The following is a 14,363-nucleotide window of genomic DNA, read 5'->3' as shown; positions in this document are numbered from 1 at the left end:
GTAGCGGCGTCATCTCGGCGAACAGTTCTGCACCAGCTCGTAGCAAGCCGGATCACCGGGCAGAAGGACGTGGAATCCTTCAAGAAAGACGATCATGACGAGATTGGCCACGACGATGAGGGCAAACAGCCACATAATGACGGCGGACAAGGCATGGGTCTTGACGCCGCGAGGGGTCAGCCATGGAGCGAAGGTCATCATGACACCACAGAATGCGATGACGATGACAAAGGTAATGAAAGCCCAAGTATAGGTGCTCAGCCCCAACGCCTTGGAACCATATCCGGGATCCCCCGGTTGAATATGCAACAATATGTGACGTGCTGATTCCGCCCCGCCAAGGATCGCCGAAAGGATCGACACGCCATAGCCCATACAAAAATCCGATATCGTCACAGAACCGCGCCGGGTACGCACAATGATGTATAGCGGCCCGAGACAGGCAAGCATCATCGAATATCTCTGAAGCATGCACAGCGGACATGGGTATTCGTGCAACCCGAATTGCACGATGAATCCACCCGCCAGAACCCCAACGTAGGCCAGCAGGAAGAGGTTTGCTCCCCAGAAGCTCATGGTGGGCAACACCCGTCCTGCTCCAGGCAGGGTTCGGTCCGCATCCGACACCGTTTGGCTCTCGGGGTTTATCTCGTTGTTTGTCACCATGACAGCCCCAGATCACTCGTCGCGTGCAACGACAACAGAATCACGCAAAGCCCTGCGATCACCATGACAGACACAATGAATACTGATCTCTTGACACCACGCAGTATCATTGCCAGCACCAATGCGGCAATGAGAACCATGATAATGATGTCCATCTTCGGACCTCGCCTACACCTAAATAGCTACTTCTCAAAGTCAATATATCATTGACTCTTGGTGGAGCTCACGGTGGGTCGATCTGGCGACCACGGTCACAGTACGAGGGACATGACGAGCCAGGCAAAGGGCGCGGAAAATAGCACCGAGTCGAGCCGGTCCATGATTCCACCGTGACCAGGCAGGAAGTTTGACATGTCCTTAATGCCGGCGTCACGTTTAATCATCGATTCGACGAGATCTCCCGCAGTACCGGTGAGGGCTAGAACAACGCCGAGGAGAATCCCGGCCCACCATGGTGCCGACAACAATCCTCCCAGGCAGGCCCATCCGACGAGGGCTGCGGTCATGATAGACCCGGCAAAACCCTCCCAGCTCTTCTTAGGGCTAATACTCGGGGCCATTTTGTGGTTGCCGAACAGCACCCCGACGGCGTATCCACCGGTGTCAGAGGCGACAATGCTGAGTATCCACGTGGCAATGCGGCGGCTACCGCCATCATCGCCCATCATGAGGGGAACAAAGCAACCGAGCAATGGCAAGTAGGCGATGGTGAAAAGGCTGGCAGCAACGTCTTTAACAAAACCATCTGAGCCACGTGGCAGGCGCCATGCCATTGCGGCAACTGTTGTCGCTCCTAACGTCGCCACCAGGAAGGTATTGGGCAAGATGTGAAGGTTCAAGGTCGAGGCCGCATATGCCCCGATCACCATCACTGCGGTGCCGACGCAGATCGGCACAACTGCGGAGTCCATACCCAACCGAGTCATCGCCCGATGAAGCTCAATAGCCCCGGCCATGAGGGCTAAGGTCATCAGCAACACAAAACCCCAATGCCACCACCCAACGGTGCCAATGACGGCGCCGCACAGCACGAGGCCCGTGGTAATGGCAGCAGGAAGATCACGGCCGGCACGTGGGGTCCGTGTGGCCGTGGTCTTCTTCTGGGGCTTGCCCACCTTGGAATCTGATCAGATCTCGAGGAGTTCGCTCTCCTTGGATTTCAGCAATTCGTCAATCTGCTCAACGTATTTGCGGGTGACCTGGTCGAGCTCCTTCTCCAGGCGAGTCATCTCGTCCTCAGAGATCTCCTTGTCCTTCTCCTGCTTCTTGACAACGTCGTTGCTGGCGCGACGGATGTTGCGGACCGCGATACGCCCCTCCTCAGCCTTCGTCTTGGCCATCTTGATGTACTCCTTGCGGCGCTCTTCGGTCAGGGCTGGAAGAACGCAACGCACCACGTTGCCATCGTTGGAGGGGTTAACCCCTAGGTCGGAATCCCGAATGGCCTTCTCGACGTCGTTGACACAGCTCTTGTCGAACGGCGCGATGAGGACGGTGCGGGCCTCTGGAACCTGGAAGCTAGCGAGCTGCTGCAACGGGGTTGGGGTGCCGTAATACTCGACCATGAGTTTATTAAACATGGCGGGGTTAGCGCGCCCCGTGCGAATAGCCGCGAACTCCTCGCGAGCATGACCGACCGCTGACCCCATCTTCTTCTCGGCGTCTTTGATGATGTCGCTCACTGTGTTGTCCTTTCTTGGTATGTCTCGATGGTTCAGCGATGGACAGTGGTGCCAATGTCTTCACCATTGATGACGCGGCCAATATTGCCTGGTATCTCAAGGTTGAAGAAGACCATCGTCAGGTCATTATCTCTGGCCATGGCGACGGCAGTGGCGTCGGCGACCTTGAGATCACGCGACAGGAATTCATCGTAGGTCAGTTCGTCGAACTTGTGGGCGTTCGGATTCGTCTTGGGATCGCTGTCGTAGACGCCGTCAACCCCCTGCTTACCCATGAGGAGCGCATCGGCGCCGATTTCCAAAGCACGCTGGGCCGCAACGGTGTCGGTGGAGAAGTACGGCATCCCGGACCCGGCCCCGAAGATGACGACTCGCCCCTTCTCCATGTGACGCTCGGCTTTGCGGGGGATGTAGGGCTCGGCTACCTGGCCCATCGTGATGGCGGTCTGGACGCGAGTGTTAACGCCAGCTTTCTCGCAGAAATCCTGTAGGGCAAGGCAGTTCATGACGGTGCCGAGCATGCCCATGTAGTCAGCGCGATCACGCTGCATACCGCGTTGCTGGAGTTCAGCTCCTCGGAAGAAGTTCCCTCCGCCGACGACGACGGACACTTGGACACCGCTATTAGCGATCTCAGCGATCTCGCGGGCCTTGGCGGACACGACATCGGCGTCAACACCGATTCCCCCCCCTCCGAAAACCTCTCCGGACAGCTTGAGAAGGACTCGGTTGTAGCGCTCTGGCATCATCTCTCCTGGTCGGCGAACATTGACGCGGGATGCGTCGCTCCAGCTTAGCCCGACCACGGCCACCACCGCAGTTCGCCTGGCCGCGACTGTCATTCATCTCAACACACGCACGGCCCCACCGTGTTCGGTGGGGCCGTGCGTGGTCACGATGCGGTCATCATCCCCTGTCTGGGGATGACATCACTCTCCGGCAGAGAAGCGAACGAAACGCTTGATGGTGACGCCAGCAGCCTTAAGGGTCTGAGTGATGGTCTTCTTGTCGTCGGAGATGGCAGGCTGATCGAGCAGGCAGTTCTCCTTGAAGAAGCCACCCAAACGACCCTCGACGATGCGGTCGATGATTTTCTCGGGCTTACCCTCCTCGCGGGCGATGTCAGCGGCAACGGTGCGCTCATGCTCGACGACGTCAGCGGGGACATCGTCACGGGACAGCCAGCGCGGACTCATGGCCGCGATCTGCAGGCAGACGCCGTGGACAGCCTCAGCATTGTCACCCTCGTACTCAACCATGACGCCGACCTGCGGGGGAAGGTCCTGGGAACGCCGGTGTAGGTAGACATGGGCATTACCGGCGAAGTGAGCGGCGTTAGCTAGCTCAATCTTCTCACCGATCTTGGCAGCAAGCTCACCAAGCTTGTCACCAACGGCGGTGCCATCAGCCAGGACGGCAGCATTAGCAGCATCCTTGGAGTCAGCCCCAGCCTTCTCAACGGCTTCAGCGATCTCATTAGCAGCAGCAATGAACTCTTCGTTCTTGGCGACGAAGTCGGTCTCAGAGCCGATGTGCACCAGGGAAGAGCCAGCGGCAGCAACCAGTCCGTTGCTGGCCTCACGGTCGGAGCGCTTAGCAGCCTTAGCAGCGCCAGAAACACGCAGGATGTCAACGGCCTTATCGAAGTCGCCGTCAGCCTCAGTGAGGGCCTTCTTGGCGTCCATCATGCCGGCGCCAGTGGCGTCGCGCAGCTTCTTGACCTCAGCAGCAGTAATAGCCATAGATATCTCAGTCCTGTCTAGACGTGGGCGTACTTCAGTTAGACTTCTCGGCCCCGGGGACCTCATCAGCCTTGTTGGCCTCAGTCTTGTCCTCGGTCTTCTTATCCTCAGCCTTGGCGTCGTCTCCCTCAAGAAGCTCGCGCTCCCAATCGGGCATGGGCTCAGCCTCAGCAGTCTGCTCACCCGACTTTCCAGCCGAGCGAGCCATGAGGCCTTCAGCGACGGCGTCGGCGACGATGCGCGTCAGCAGGGACACCGAGCGGATGGCGTCATCGTTACCCGGGATGGCGTAGTCGACCTCGTCGGGGTCACAGTTGGTGTCGAGGATGGCGACGACTGGAATCTTGAGCTTGCGAGCCTCGTCGATGGCGAGGTGCTCCTTCTTCGTGTCGACGATCCAGACGGCCTGCGGAACCTTCGGCATATCGCGGATACCGCCGAGGTCCTTCTCCAGCTTGTCCTTCTCACGGGAGAGCATGAGCAGTTCTTTCTTCGTGAGACCGGAGCCAGAAACCTTGTCGAGGTCCATGGCCTCAAGCTCCTTGAGGCGGGCGATGCGCTTCGAGATGGTCTGGAAGTTAGTGAGCATTCCGCCAAGCCAACGCTGGTTGACATAAGGCATACCAACGCGAGTGGCCTGCTCAGCGATGGACTCCTGGGCCTGCTTCTTGGTGCCGACGAAGAGAATCTGGCCACCCTTGGCAACGGTCTCCTTAACGAAGGTGTATGCCTTGTCGATGTAAGTCAGCGACTGGTGGAGGTCAATGATGTAGATGCCGTTGCGTTCGGTGAAGATGAAGCGCTTCATCTTCGGGTTCCAGCGACGGGTCTGGTGTCCGAAGTGGACGCCGCTCTCGAGGAGCTGGCGAGTAGTGACGACGGCCATGCCGTGTCCTTCCTTCTCTGGGCACACCACACAGATATGCCAAATGGTTGAACGATAACGCCGGATGCGTCACCTCCTGATGCATCACCGTTCGTCCGCCTGCCGTGGCAAGACCGTGGACGTCCGGTCGTCTGTGACGTCGATGCATGCGAAGTCAGCCCGAAGCGGTCCGGACTGCACAGCTAGTCTATGACGTCGGACAAGGAACGGGCCAATTCACAGCGGCACACTTTCCAGAATTAACGGTGCTGGGTGACGATCGTCGATGTCATCACCTAGCGTCGCCGTCACGCCGACGTCATTCTCGGCATCAAACGCCCCGTCAGCAGCCGGTGGTAGGCAACCTCCTGGGGTGCTGTGCCTGCGCGGTGCCTAACCAACGCGAACTTAGCTTCTCAACCAACGGACCACTCGTATCCATCGTCGCCACGGTGCCAGAAGCAGTCACGGTTGGAGTAGTCGGCGTCGGGATGGACGAGCCTGTTGACGTCGGTACCGCAGACGGGGGAACCGGGGCTGCCACAGCCACTACGACAATATCCTGGCTAGCAGTATTGCCGTATAAATCGGTCGTCTCAACGACGATCCTGTGCATCCCTGGAGCGGTCGGGCTGCCCGACAGAGTCCCCTTCAGCGGCGTCAACCCATCCCCGGACATGTCGTTTCGCCATGACAGTCCATTGGGTAGGGCTTCGCGGATACGCCACGACACTGGCGCCGCCCCGCTGGCTGTAACGGTGACAGGATCGATAGTGTTGCCCACAATGACCTTCTGTGTAGCGTTGCCTTTCACCGTGAATGACGGCTTGGCGGTCGGTGACACCAGATCGTGATCCTTTACAGTGAACCTCTGTACCGTCGTGTTTCCAGCATAATCGGTGACCGTTGTCGTGAGCGTCCCGTCGGCTGTCGGAAAGCGGCGGAAGGCCGTCGGATCATCGGTGGTGGGACGGGCTCCCCATTCACCGCGCACCGATCCGCCGCGACGAATCTTGCTGATTGCCAAAGATTTGCCGTCCGACCCCTGCCACGCCAGGTTGAATAGGTACCAGTCGGGTGAGGTGAGGTTACGCATGTGGAACCCGGAACGATTCTTCTCAACGACGATGTCGTCGAGGGTCACTGGGGCAGCCCACGAGTCGTGGGTGCGGCCCCGATATGACAGCCCCTGACCCTCATCGGCCCTGATTGTCAGGTCATAAGGATATCCCTCGCGCACAGGAACTGGCACGGTGGCCGATCCCTGGGAACAGGGAACGTTTAGGCCGTACGGCTGGTTGTCGATGTTCCCTGGGGCAATGTCAACAAGACGAACGTCAATACGGCACGTCCCGTCGAGACCCCTCGTGTCCCACGACACGTCGAGTTTGTCCGGCTTGGCGGCCTCGGTGAGCAGTTTCGAGACCGTCGGGGCCTCGGTCACCTTGATGTGACGCGGTTGGGTCGAGTAGTCGTAGACCACGGTCGCGGGCTTCGACGTCTGACCGTCGTGACCGACGGCACGCACTTTGAAGGTCACCTTGCCGCTGGTGTCGGAAACCTTCTTGACGTAGGCCAGGTTGGTATATCCCGATGTCAAATGGACAGTTTTGCCGTCGGGGCCAGTTGCGTCCAAGACATACTCGGACACTTCGTCGAAGGGTTTGGTCTGCCACGACAAGACGGCCTGTCCGTCGTCATACACCTTGTCCAGCTTCACCTGGCTGGGGGCCTGGGGTGCCGTGGCTCCGTCGCGCACCGAAATCGAACCGACATTCATCTGGTAGTCGGATGCGGGGCCGAACTGGAGACCGATCGTGGTGATAGTCCGTCCTGCAAACCTCCCGAGATGCAGGGTAGAGGTGCGCCACCGGCCAGGGGTGGCGCTGTCGGGAATCTCGACGGTGACGACCTTCCCCGGGTTGTCAGCGAAGACGAGGGCAACCTTCATGACGCCTCCGCTTACCGAACCTTTACGGAAGGTGATCGGCATGGTGGTCGTGCCGTTCACCGCCAATCGAGTCTTGAACAGCCTCAATGTTGCCGGTCCGCTCACGTCGCCGTAAACGACGAGAGACGACCCTCCTTGCCAGGCCCCTACCTGCCGATAAGGAGTCTTGGCCGAGGCACCGTTAACGTCCTTCCGCTGTTCGGTGGGGCCGTAGTCGAAGTCTACAGATGGCCGGGAACCCTTAGTGTCAATCCACCACTGCCAACTCGGTAAGATCGACTGGGAATCTATGTTGGTCCACGGCCTCGAGTTGGATGCCTCACCATCTTGGTACCACTGCATGCCGTGGCCGGTGTTGAAGTCAGTGTGGAAGTGCGACCCCGAGATGACCGATCTGGCCGGGGTAAAATCGGCCACCCCCACCCACGAGGAGGAGTCCTTGACACCAACCTCGGGCCGGGAATGCCCTGGATGTGATCCGGTATCCCGAGGGTTAGACGTCACCCCTGAAAAATACATCCGCTCACGTTCAGCAACCATCCATTGGTAGGGATCCTGCTGGAACAGCGGGAGGGTCTTGCTGACGCTCTTAGGCTTGACGTCGTCGGCCAACCCGCGCTGGTACATGTCACTCGGGGTGAAGAGAGCGATCGACGCCTTGGGACTGTGGTCCTCGGCAGACCTATAGAGGCTCGGAAGCTGGGAGGCCGAGGGGTGGTTGCCGTCAAATCGTGCCTGGTTAGCCTCAACCCCGAAAAAGAGCGACTTGTGGGGGTCGTATCCGGTGGCCTTTGCGCTAGCAACCGACTGGTCTTGAGATCCTGGCCACGTGTAGTTGAGGAACACCGAGTCCATGATCTTGCCGTGATCGAGCAGGTTGGATTTCGATGCCGAGAAGTCACCAGAGGAATTCGTGTACCACTGCGTGTAGAGACCCTTGGACGTGAGATAGCTCATGAAAGGTTTGAACCGAGGATCCCGAAGATTGCCTTCTTCCTCATTGAGGAAGTACCCATCGAAACCGAAATAGCGTGCCATTTCGACCAGTTTCTTAGCGATGATGTAACCCTCAGAATTGGGATCCTTATCGAAGGCCTCGTCAAAGGTGAGGCCAGGGCGAAAGGCCGGGTCGAAGTAGATCGTGCCGATGGATTTGACACCGTTGCGATGAGCGGCATTGGTGTAAGCAGGGTTCGGGATGTCGACGATGCCGAACTCAAAGTTACGGGTGCGCCAGTCGCTGGTGGCCGGATCATAAAGGGCCTCGGGGGTCCGAGCTGTCGCGGACCCATGCCATGGACTCCAGTAATCAGCGTACTGCCAAAAGTTGAGGGTGTTGTTGGCGAATCCGTCGTTAGCACGGAAGTTCCCGAAAAAGGAGTTGCCGTAGTCGCCCTGCATGAGCATGACCTCGGCCTTACCGTCAAGGTTGCGGTGAATCTGGGTACTGGGGTCACGGGCGATACGCGGCTGTAGCGGCACCTGCGCTCGCAGATATGGGGCGTACGGATCGGTCCGCGGGCTCCAGGTACGGATGTCTTGCAGACGATGACCAGCATTGCGCGGCTGGGCCGATGCCAGCACACGATTCCCTATGGGAGCGACGCTGTCGTCAGCCTTCGCAGTTGGCCCCAACCCGATAATCCCTACGAGCCCAACGATGACGGCCAGCACGGCAATAAGTGATCGCTTCATAACGGTCCTTTCGGCAGTGAAAGTAGCAATAAACTAAACCGTATTAGTACGGTGTGTCAAGGTCCGTATTGTGTGTCACAATTCTGACGAGATTCGCATCAGATGCCAGCGAACCGTCCTCGTCACCTCAGACTCCCCCGCCAACTACCAGTCCTTCACCGACCGACGATTGACACATCTTCGTCACCCGGCGGCTCGAATTTGTGGGCGATGCGACGGATCGCCGTAAACCCGCTCGATCCCCAAACCCCTCCGCGTGTCCGCCCACCATGCTGACAATCACGCGCCACAGTGGATGTGATGAAAGACCCCTCCTTGACGCCCGATGGCACTGAACATCTGCCTGCGTCGCTGACGGTGCCCGTCGAGGACTTCTGTGATCACCTTTCGGCGCTTCGACGCTCACCCAACACGATCCGCGGTTATCGAGCCGACCTCATCGATTTCATGGGCCACGCTCACTCCCACGGTGACGATGCTTTGGGCAAGATCGGCACATCGCAAGTGCGAGCTTGGTTAGCCGACACCCGGTTGGCTGGTGCCTCACCCGCTACGATGCAGCGCCGCTGGTCAGCTGCGCGAGTGTTTTTCCGCTGGGCAGCTAACGAAGGTCTCATTGACTGCGATCCGACCGCAGCGCTAACGTCGGCCAACGTACCCAAGCGTCTCCCGGCAACTCTGGGCGTCGATCAGGCTCGTCACATCCTCGATGGGGCCGTGGCTCAGGCCCGTAGCGATGAAACTCCCCAAGGCGCACGCGACGCTGCCATCCTCGAAGTCCTCTACGGCGGCGGATTGCGTGTCGGCGAGTTGTGCGGCCTTGACCTGGGCGACGTCGATCGGTCTCGCCAAACTGTGATTGTCACCGGAAAAGGAGATAAAGAACGCACCGTGCCCATGGGAACGCCTGCGCTGCATGCCATCGACACATGGCTACCTCGCCGTGCGGAATGGGCCGGGCCGGACTCCGGGCAGGCCCTCTTTCTGGGAGCGCGCGGCGGTCGTATCGATCAGCGTGTCGTTCGGCGAGTCGTCCACGCCCACATGCGTAGTGAACCAGACTCCCCTGACCTTGGACCTCACGGGTTGCGCCACGCTATGGCGACCCATCTCTTGGAAGGCGGAGCAGATCTGCGCACTGTCCAGGACATATTAGGCCACGAGTCCTTAGCCACCACGCAGATCTACACCCACGTTTCCACGGAACGATTGCGCACGGCTTTTCGGCAGGCTCATCCGCGTGCCTAAGTCATCTCGGATAACGTCAGTCACTGTCTCATCAATAGCTGCTGCGGCATCCCGTCCGGCCCTACGCCACGGAGGCATCAGGACCCCAGTTGGGAGGGCTTTCTTCCCGTCGCTTCCTGGCAGACTCAGAGGCCGCATGAGTAACCCTCGCCCCGACGCTGGGTGCGGCCGACCGTCCAATGGCAGCAACCGCACCTGGAGTTGCAACAACGTCATGGGATTTTGATACACATCTCCCTTCTTCAATCCCCAGTGCAAACAGGTGTGGGTGCATGGTGGCCCCATCCCGACAACCCCGATGACCTGGCCAGGCACCACTATCTGGCCGACAGCAACGCTGGGTACAACCGGCATGTGGGTTGTCCGGCGACCGTCAGGAAGCAGGATGCTGACCACCCCAGCCCCCGCGACTTGGCCAGCAAAAACCACCACCCCTGCTGTCACGGTCGTCACAGGTTCTCCCACGGAGGCCGCGAACTCCACCCCCCTACTACCGGGCAGCCATCTTTCGGCAGGTGGAGCAAACCCCTTACGGACGGGGCCTGGCACCGGCGGGGCCGGACGATTCGCTACACCTCGCGTGGGAGGGGCGGCGACGCTGTGGCTGGGAGCCGGCAAAACCAGCAAGCAGGTTCCCACCATGATGATTAATAGGCTGATACAGACAGATCTCCTCGTACCTTCAGTTGTCGCAAGAGATCGCGATTTTCGCCAACCAATTTTTCAACTGTGGATAACCCAACAAGATCGGACTTCGTCCCCTGTGGACAACTACCTGACCTTCACCATTTGACCTGGTAGACCGCAGATCCTGAATAGGCTTCCAGCTATGGCCATCACTCCAGTTCTCGCGTGTTACCGCACCTCCGATGTCGCAACTGGAGGCATTACCGCGTGGCAGTTGACGACAGGACCTGACGGGCCTCGCACCGACGTCGTGGCCAGATGTCCCTTGGGCGATGCGCCCTGGGTCACCCCCCTATACGATCTCGTCGTCGTGCTGTGCGGGCGTGATAGCACCCTCTGCGTCGTCCGCCCCGGAGGCGAAGTTCAAGTCGTCGGTACCGCTCAGCTCCAAGGCCAATGGCCTTGTCACGGCGCCGTCGACCCCACTGGGCGTCTCATGGCCGTGGCCAATTGCGGCTCGGGCCAGGTCGAATTCGTCGACCTATCAGACCCCACCCAGCCAACAGTCCGAAGCATCCTCAACCTCGGCCGGGGCTGCGTCTTCCCTGGACCGGTGGCAGACCGTCAAGAAGGCCCCATGCTCACCAGGTGACCTGGCTGGATCGCGCCCACCTTGCCGTCACGGATCTGGGATCTGATCGCATCTACTTTCTGCGCTGGAGCGAGGCTGGCTCCGAAATCGTTGGATCTCTCAAAGTTCCTGCGGGATGCGGCCCGCGCCACCTCACCCTCACCGAGGACGGATGCAGGCAGATTTTGACTGCCAGCGGAGAGTTGTCAGGCACTGTGAGCACCTGGTCACGTCCTACCGGCACGACATGTGGGCTCGCGAGTGGCGTTTCGTCCAAGAAACGGCGTCGTGGCACTGGTCACATACCGGCACACGCCACTGCGCTCAAGCGTCAACTGCCCCGTCAGCAATCGTCTCAATCCCTGACGGTCAGCATTTCGTCGCCAACAGGTTGGTCGGCAGTATTGGGGTGTTGGACGGACGGTTCGGACATCTCAATCTAGTTGACAAGTTTAATACCACCGGAGCGAACCCCTGCGACATCACCGTCACTGCACAAAATGGCACCCGAGTGTGGGTCGCACTGCCAGACGAAGGCCAGATCGCAGTCCATCTGCGTGACGAAAGCACCGGTGGCTGGCAGGTCGAGACGATCATCGACCACGGGTCATCGTGGGCCCAACTATCGGATGATCACGGGCCGTCGCCCACTCGTGACACAATCAGGCACGGATGTTTATCGACCCCAGGAGATCAGCCATGCGCAAGCACACCCCCAATGACAACCCCCACTGGGAGGATCTGTTTAAAGGTGGGGCTCTGCGTCGGGTGACTCGCTGGGGGGAACCAGTCCTGCACGCCCAGACCCGTCCAATCACAGAGTTTGACGAGGATCTGACGACCCTCATCCGTGACATGTTCGTCACGATGGAGGCCGCCGACGGCGTCGGTCTGGCAGCTACCCAGGTCGGGGTAAACTTGTCCTTGTTCGTTTACGCCTGCCCCGACGCTGACAACGTCGTCCATCACGGCGCATTCTGCAACCCAGTCGTCACCCTGCTGGAGGGACGCGACCGTCGCCTCGAGGCCGCCGACGAGGGATGTCTATCCTGGCCAGGCGGATTCCAGTCTCTTGCGCGTCCCGATTTAGCCACCTGTAGCGGTCAGGATCCGTGGGGCAACGACATCACCGTCACCGGAACCGGGTTCTTCGCCCGATGCCTACAGCACGAAACCGACCACTGCAACGGCGTTGTATTCGGTGACCGTCTGTCCAAGCGCGCCCGCCGCAAGCTCGACGAGCAACACGACGCGGTGGCGCACCTGTACCCCGACGATTGGCCCCTCACCCCCAAGGGCTGATTCCCGAGGGGTTAGCCTCGCGTAGCTCGTAGCAGGCGACCGCAGCCGCAGCCGCAACGTTAAGAGAGTCCACTCCACCAGCCATCGGGATGCGCACCACGACATCGGCCTGACTAATCCAGTGAGCCGACAGGCCTGCCCCCTCGGTACCCATGAGCAGAGCAATTTTGCGGGGGTTCTGCCTCAGATCTGCGGAGAACTCATCGAGGGTGACTGCACCGTCACTCGGCGCCATTGCAGCCACTGTGAAACCGTGGTCACGCAGCTCGTCGAGGCCTCCCGCCCAGTCTTCAAGACGGGCCCATGGTAACTGAAAAACCGTCCCCATGGATGTCTTAATAGCCCGACGGTAGAGCGGGTCGGCCGCGCGAGGAGCCAGCAAGACGCCATCCCATCCGATTCCGGCCGCACAGCGAATAATGGCCCCAACGTTGGTGTGGTCGACAATGTCTTCGCACACCACCAGGCGTCGCGCCGCCATGAGGTCAACGGCGCTCCACCGAGTCTGACGGCGCATCGACGCTAAGGCGCCGCGGTGGACGTGGAACCCGGTCACCTGCTCAGCCAAGGCCTCGGAGACGACGAAAACCTCGACGTCGAGGCCGTCAAACAGATCCCGCAAACCGTCAATCCAGCGAGGAGCCAGCAGGAAGGACCGGGGCAGGTAACCCGCCTCGCAAGCACGCCGAATGACCTTAGCACCCTCCGCGATAAACAGCCCATGCTCGACCTCCAGCGACTTGCGCAGGGTGACGTCACGCAGGCTCACATAGTCGGCCAGTCGTGGATCGATGGGATCGTCAATGTCGATGAACGTTGCCACCTCTCCAACCTATCGGTGGCTATCGTGGATAGGTGACTTCTGCCATGCCGCGCCGCAAGCTACCCATTGATGGATTCGTTCTCGCCATCGTGGTGACGGCAATCATCGGATCGGTACTGCCTGCAACTGGGCCAGCAATCCCCGTCGTCAAGCACGGTGTAACCGTCCTCATCTTCATCCTGTTCTTCCTCTACGGTGCCAGGCTTGAGCCCCGCGAAACCCTCGACGGCCTCAAGAACTGGAAGTTGCAGGGAGCGATTCTGGCCTTCACCTTCGTCGTTTTCCCGCTCATCGGGTTGGCGATGCGCGGTGTGGTCCCTTGGGGAATGCCCAGCACCCTCTACGTCGGCATGTTGTGGATCTGCCTGGTGCCCTCGACGGTGCAGTCGTCGATCAATTTCACTTCGATCGCCCACGGCAACGTCGCCGGAGCCATCGTCGCAGCCACCACGTCGAATCTCTTAGGGACCTTCCTCACGCCCCTCCTCGCCCTCCTCTTGATGTCGACGAGCGGAGGGCTCAAGATTCAGCCATCGAGCTTTCTTGACGTGATCGTCCAGTTGCTGTTGCCCTTCGTGGCTAGGCCAGCTATCACGCCGGTGGACTGCAGATTTCGTCACCGAACACCGCAAACCACTCAAATATGTCGACCAAGGATCGATTATTCTCGTCGTCTATTCGGCGTTTTCAGAGGGTATGCGCGAACATATGTGGTCCCTGGTGTCACCGGCATCGATGGTCGTCCTGACCTTCATATGTCTGGCCCTGTTGTTCTTCATGCTGTGGTTGACCTGGGTAGGGTCCGGATGGCTCGGCTTTAATCGTGACGACCGCATCGCCATCCAGTTTTGCGGCACCAAGAAATCGCTGGCAACCGGTCTGCCAATGGCGACAGTGCTATTCGCCGGGCAGCCGGTCGGCCTCATTGTGCTACCCCTCATGATCTTCCACCTGACCCAGCTCATAGCTTGCGGGGTACTAGCTGGCCGCTATGCGCGGCAGTGGGAGGCTAAGCAATGACGGCTTGACGATCACCGGTGTTTCGGAAGCGGGACTTCAACGCTGCGGCGCCTCGTCAGGAACGAAACTGAGATACCGGTGTTCAAGCCGCGAGTATGCAGAATCTGCGTG

12 protein-coding genes and 2 pseudogenes are annotated in these 14,363 nt (G+C 59.6%); 4 read left to right on the top strand and 10 right to left on the bottom strand.

Going from position 1 to position 14,363, the window contains the following annotated elements; translation table 11 throughout:
- Positions 1-9 precede the first annotated feature (9 nt).
- The 8 genes from F1563_RS12175 to F1563_RS12145 form a co-directional block, all read right to left on the bottom strand.
- Positions 10-666: a disulfide bond formation protein B gene (locus tag F1563_RS12175; RefSeq protein WP_002527008.1), complete on the bottom strand. Its 657-nt coding sequence runs from the start codon at positions 664-666 to the stop codon at positions 10-12.
- Positions 660-821, bottom strand: coding sequence for a hypothetical protein (locus F1563_RS13755; protein ID WP_002527009.1), 162 nt, complete (start codon positions 819-821; stop codon positions 660-662). Before F1563_RS13755 ends, F1563_RS12175 begins: the two co-directional genes overlap by 7 nt.
- A 96-nt stretch (positions 822-917) precedes the next feature.
- Complete coding sequence (locus F1563_RS12170) at positions 918-1,781, bottom strand: phosphatidate cytidylyltransferase (RefSeq protein WP_002527010.1); 864 nt, start codon at positions 1,779-1,781, stop codon at positions 918-920.
- A gap of 12 nt (positions 1,782-1,793) precedes the next feature.
- Positions 1,794-2,348: a ribosome recycling factor gene (frr, locus tag F1563_RS12165; RefSeq protein ID WP_002527011.1), complete on the bottom strand. Its 555-nt coding sequence runs from the start codon at positions 2,346-2,348 to the stop codon at positions 1,794-1,796.
- A gap of 32 nt (positions 2,349-2,380) precedes the next feature.
- Positions 2,381-3,097: a UMP kinase gene (pyrH, locus tag F1563_RS12160; RefSeq protein WP_002527012.1), complete on the bottom strand. Its 717-nt coding sequence runs from the start codon at positions 3,095-3,097 to the stop codon at positions 2,381-2,383.
- A gap of 180 nt (positions 3,098-3,277) precedes the next feature.
- On the bottom strand, positions 3,278-4,090 hold the full coding sequence (gene tsf / locus F1563_RS12155; RefSeq protein ID WP_002527013.1) for a translation elongation factor Ts: 813 nt from the start codon (positions 4,088-4,090) through the stop codon (positions 3,278-3,280).
- Positions 4,091-4,124: 34 nt separating this feature from the next.
- Positions 4,125-4,976, bottom strand: coding sequence for a 30S ribosomal protein S2 (gene rpsB / locus F1563_RS12150; protein ID WP_002527014.1), 852 nt, complete (start codon positions 4,974-4,976; stop codon positions 4,125-4,127).
- A 322-nt stretch (positions 4,977-5,298) separates the two neighbouring features.
- Positions 5,299-8,601: an endo-beta-N-acetylglucosaminidase gene (locus F1563_RS12145; protein WP_002546423.1), complete on the bottom strand. Its 3,303-nt coding sequence runs from the start codon at positions 8,599-8,601 to the stop codon at positions 5,299-5,301.
- 300 nt (positions 8,602-8,901) lie between these two features.
- On the opposite strand from F1563_RS12145, the gene F1563_RS12140 reads away from it, so the two are divergent.
- Entirely contained in the window at positions 8,902-9,849 is a 948-nt protein-coding gene (locus tag F1563_RS12140) for a tyrosine recombinase XerC (RefSeq protein WP_002527017.1), read from the top strand.
- On the opposite strand, the gene F1563_RS12135 is transcribed toward F1563_RS12140, so the two are convergent.
- Entirely contained in the window at positions 9,769-10,491 is a 723-nt protein-coding gene (locus tag F1563_RS12135) for a M23 family metallopeptidase (RefSeq protein WP_084001949.1), read from the bottom strand. The two genes, F1563_RS12140 and F1563_RS12135, sit on opposite strands and share 81 nt — an antisense overlap.
- Before the next feature lie 187 nt (positions 10,492-10,678).
- On the opposite strand from F1563_RS12135, the pseudogene F1563_RS13750 reads away from it, so the two are divergent.
- Together F1563_RS13750 and def are read left to right on the top strand one after the other, a co-directional pair.
- Positions 10,679-11,740 (top strand): annotated as a pseudogene (locus F1563_RS13750) (lactonase family protein).
- Positions 11,741-11,806: 66 nt separating this feature from the next.
- Entirely contained in the window at positions 11,807-12,409 is a 603-nt protein-coding gene (def, locus tag F1563_RS12115) for a peptide deformylase (RefSeq protein ID WP_007433539.1), read from the top strand.
- Here the strand turns inward: def and F1563_RS12110 are convergent.
- Positions 12,393-13,232, bottom strand: coding sequence for a TrmH family RNA methyltransferase (locus tag F1563_RS12110; RefSeq protein WP_002527022.1), 840 nt, complete (start codon positions 13,230-13,232; stop codon positions 12,393-12,395). The two genes, def and F1563_RS12110, sit on opposite strands and share 17 nt — an antisense overlap.
- 32 nt (positions 13,233-13,264) lie before the next feature.
- Here F1563_RS12110 and F1563_RS12105 point away from each other — a divergent pair.
- Positions 13,265-14,252: pseudogene (locus tag F1563_RS12105) on the top strand (bile acid:sodium symporter family protein).
- Positions 14,253-14,363 lie beyond the last annotated feature (111 nt).

It is taken from the genome of Cutibacterium modestum (assembly GCF_008326345.1).
Classification (GTDB): Bacteria; Actinomycetota; Actinomycetes; order Propionibacteriales; family Propionibacteriaceae; genus Cutibacterium; species Cutibacterium modestum.
This window is presented reverse-complemented; position numbering and strand designations above follow the sequence as displayed.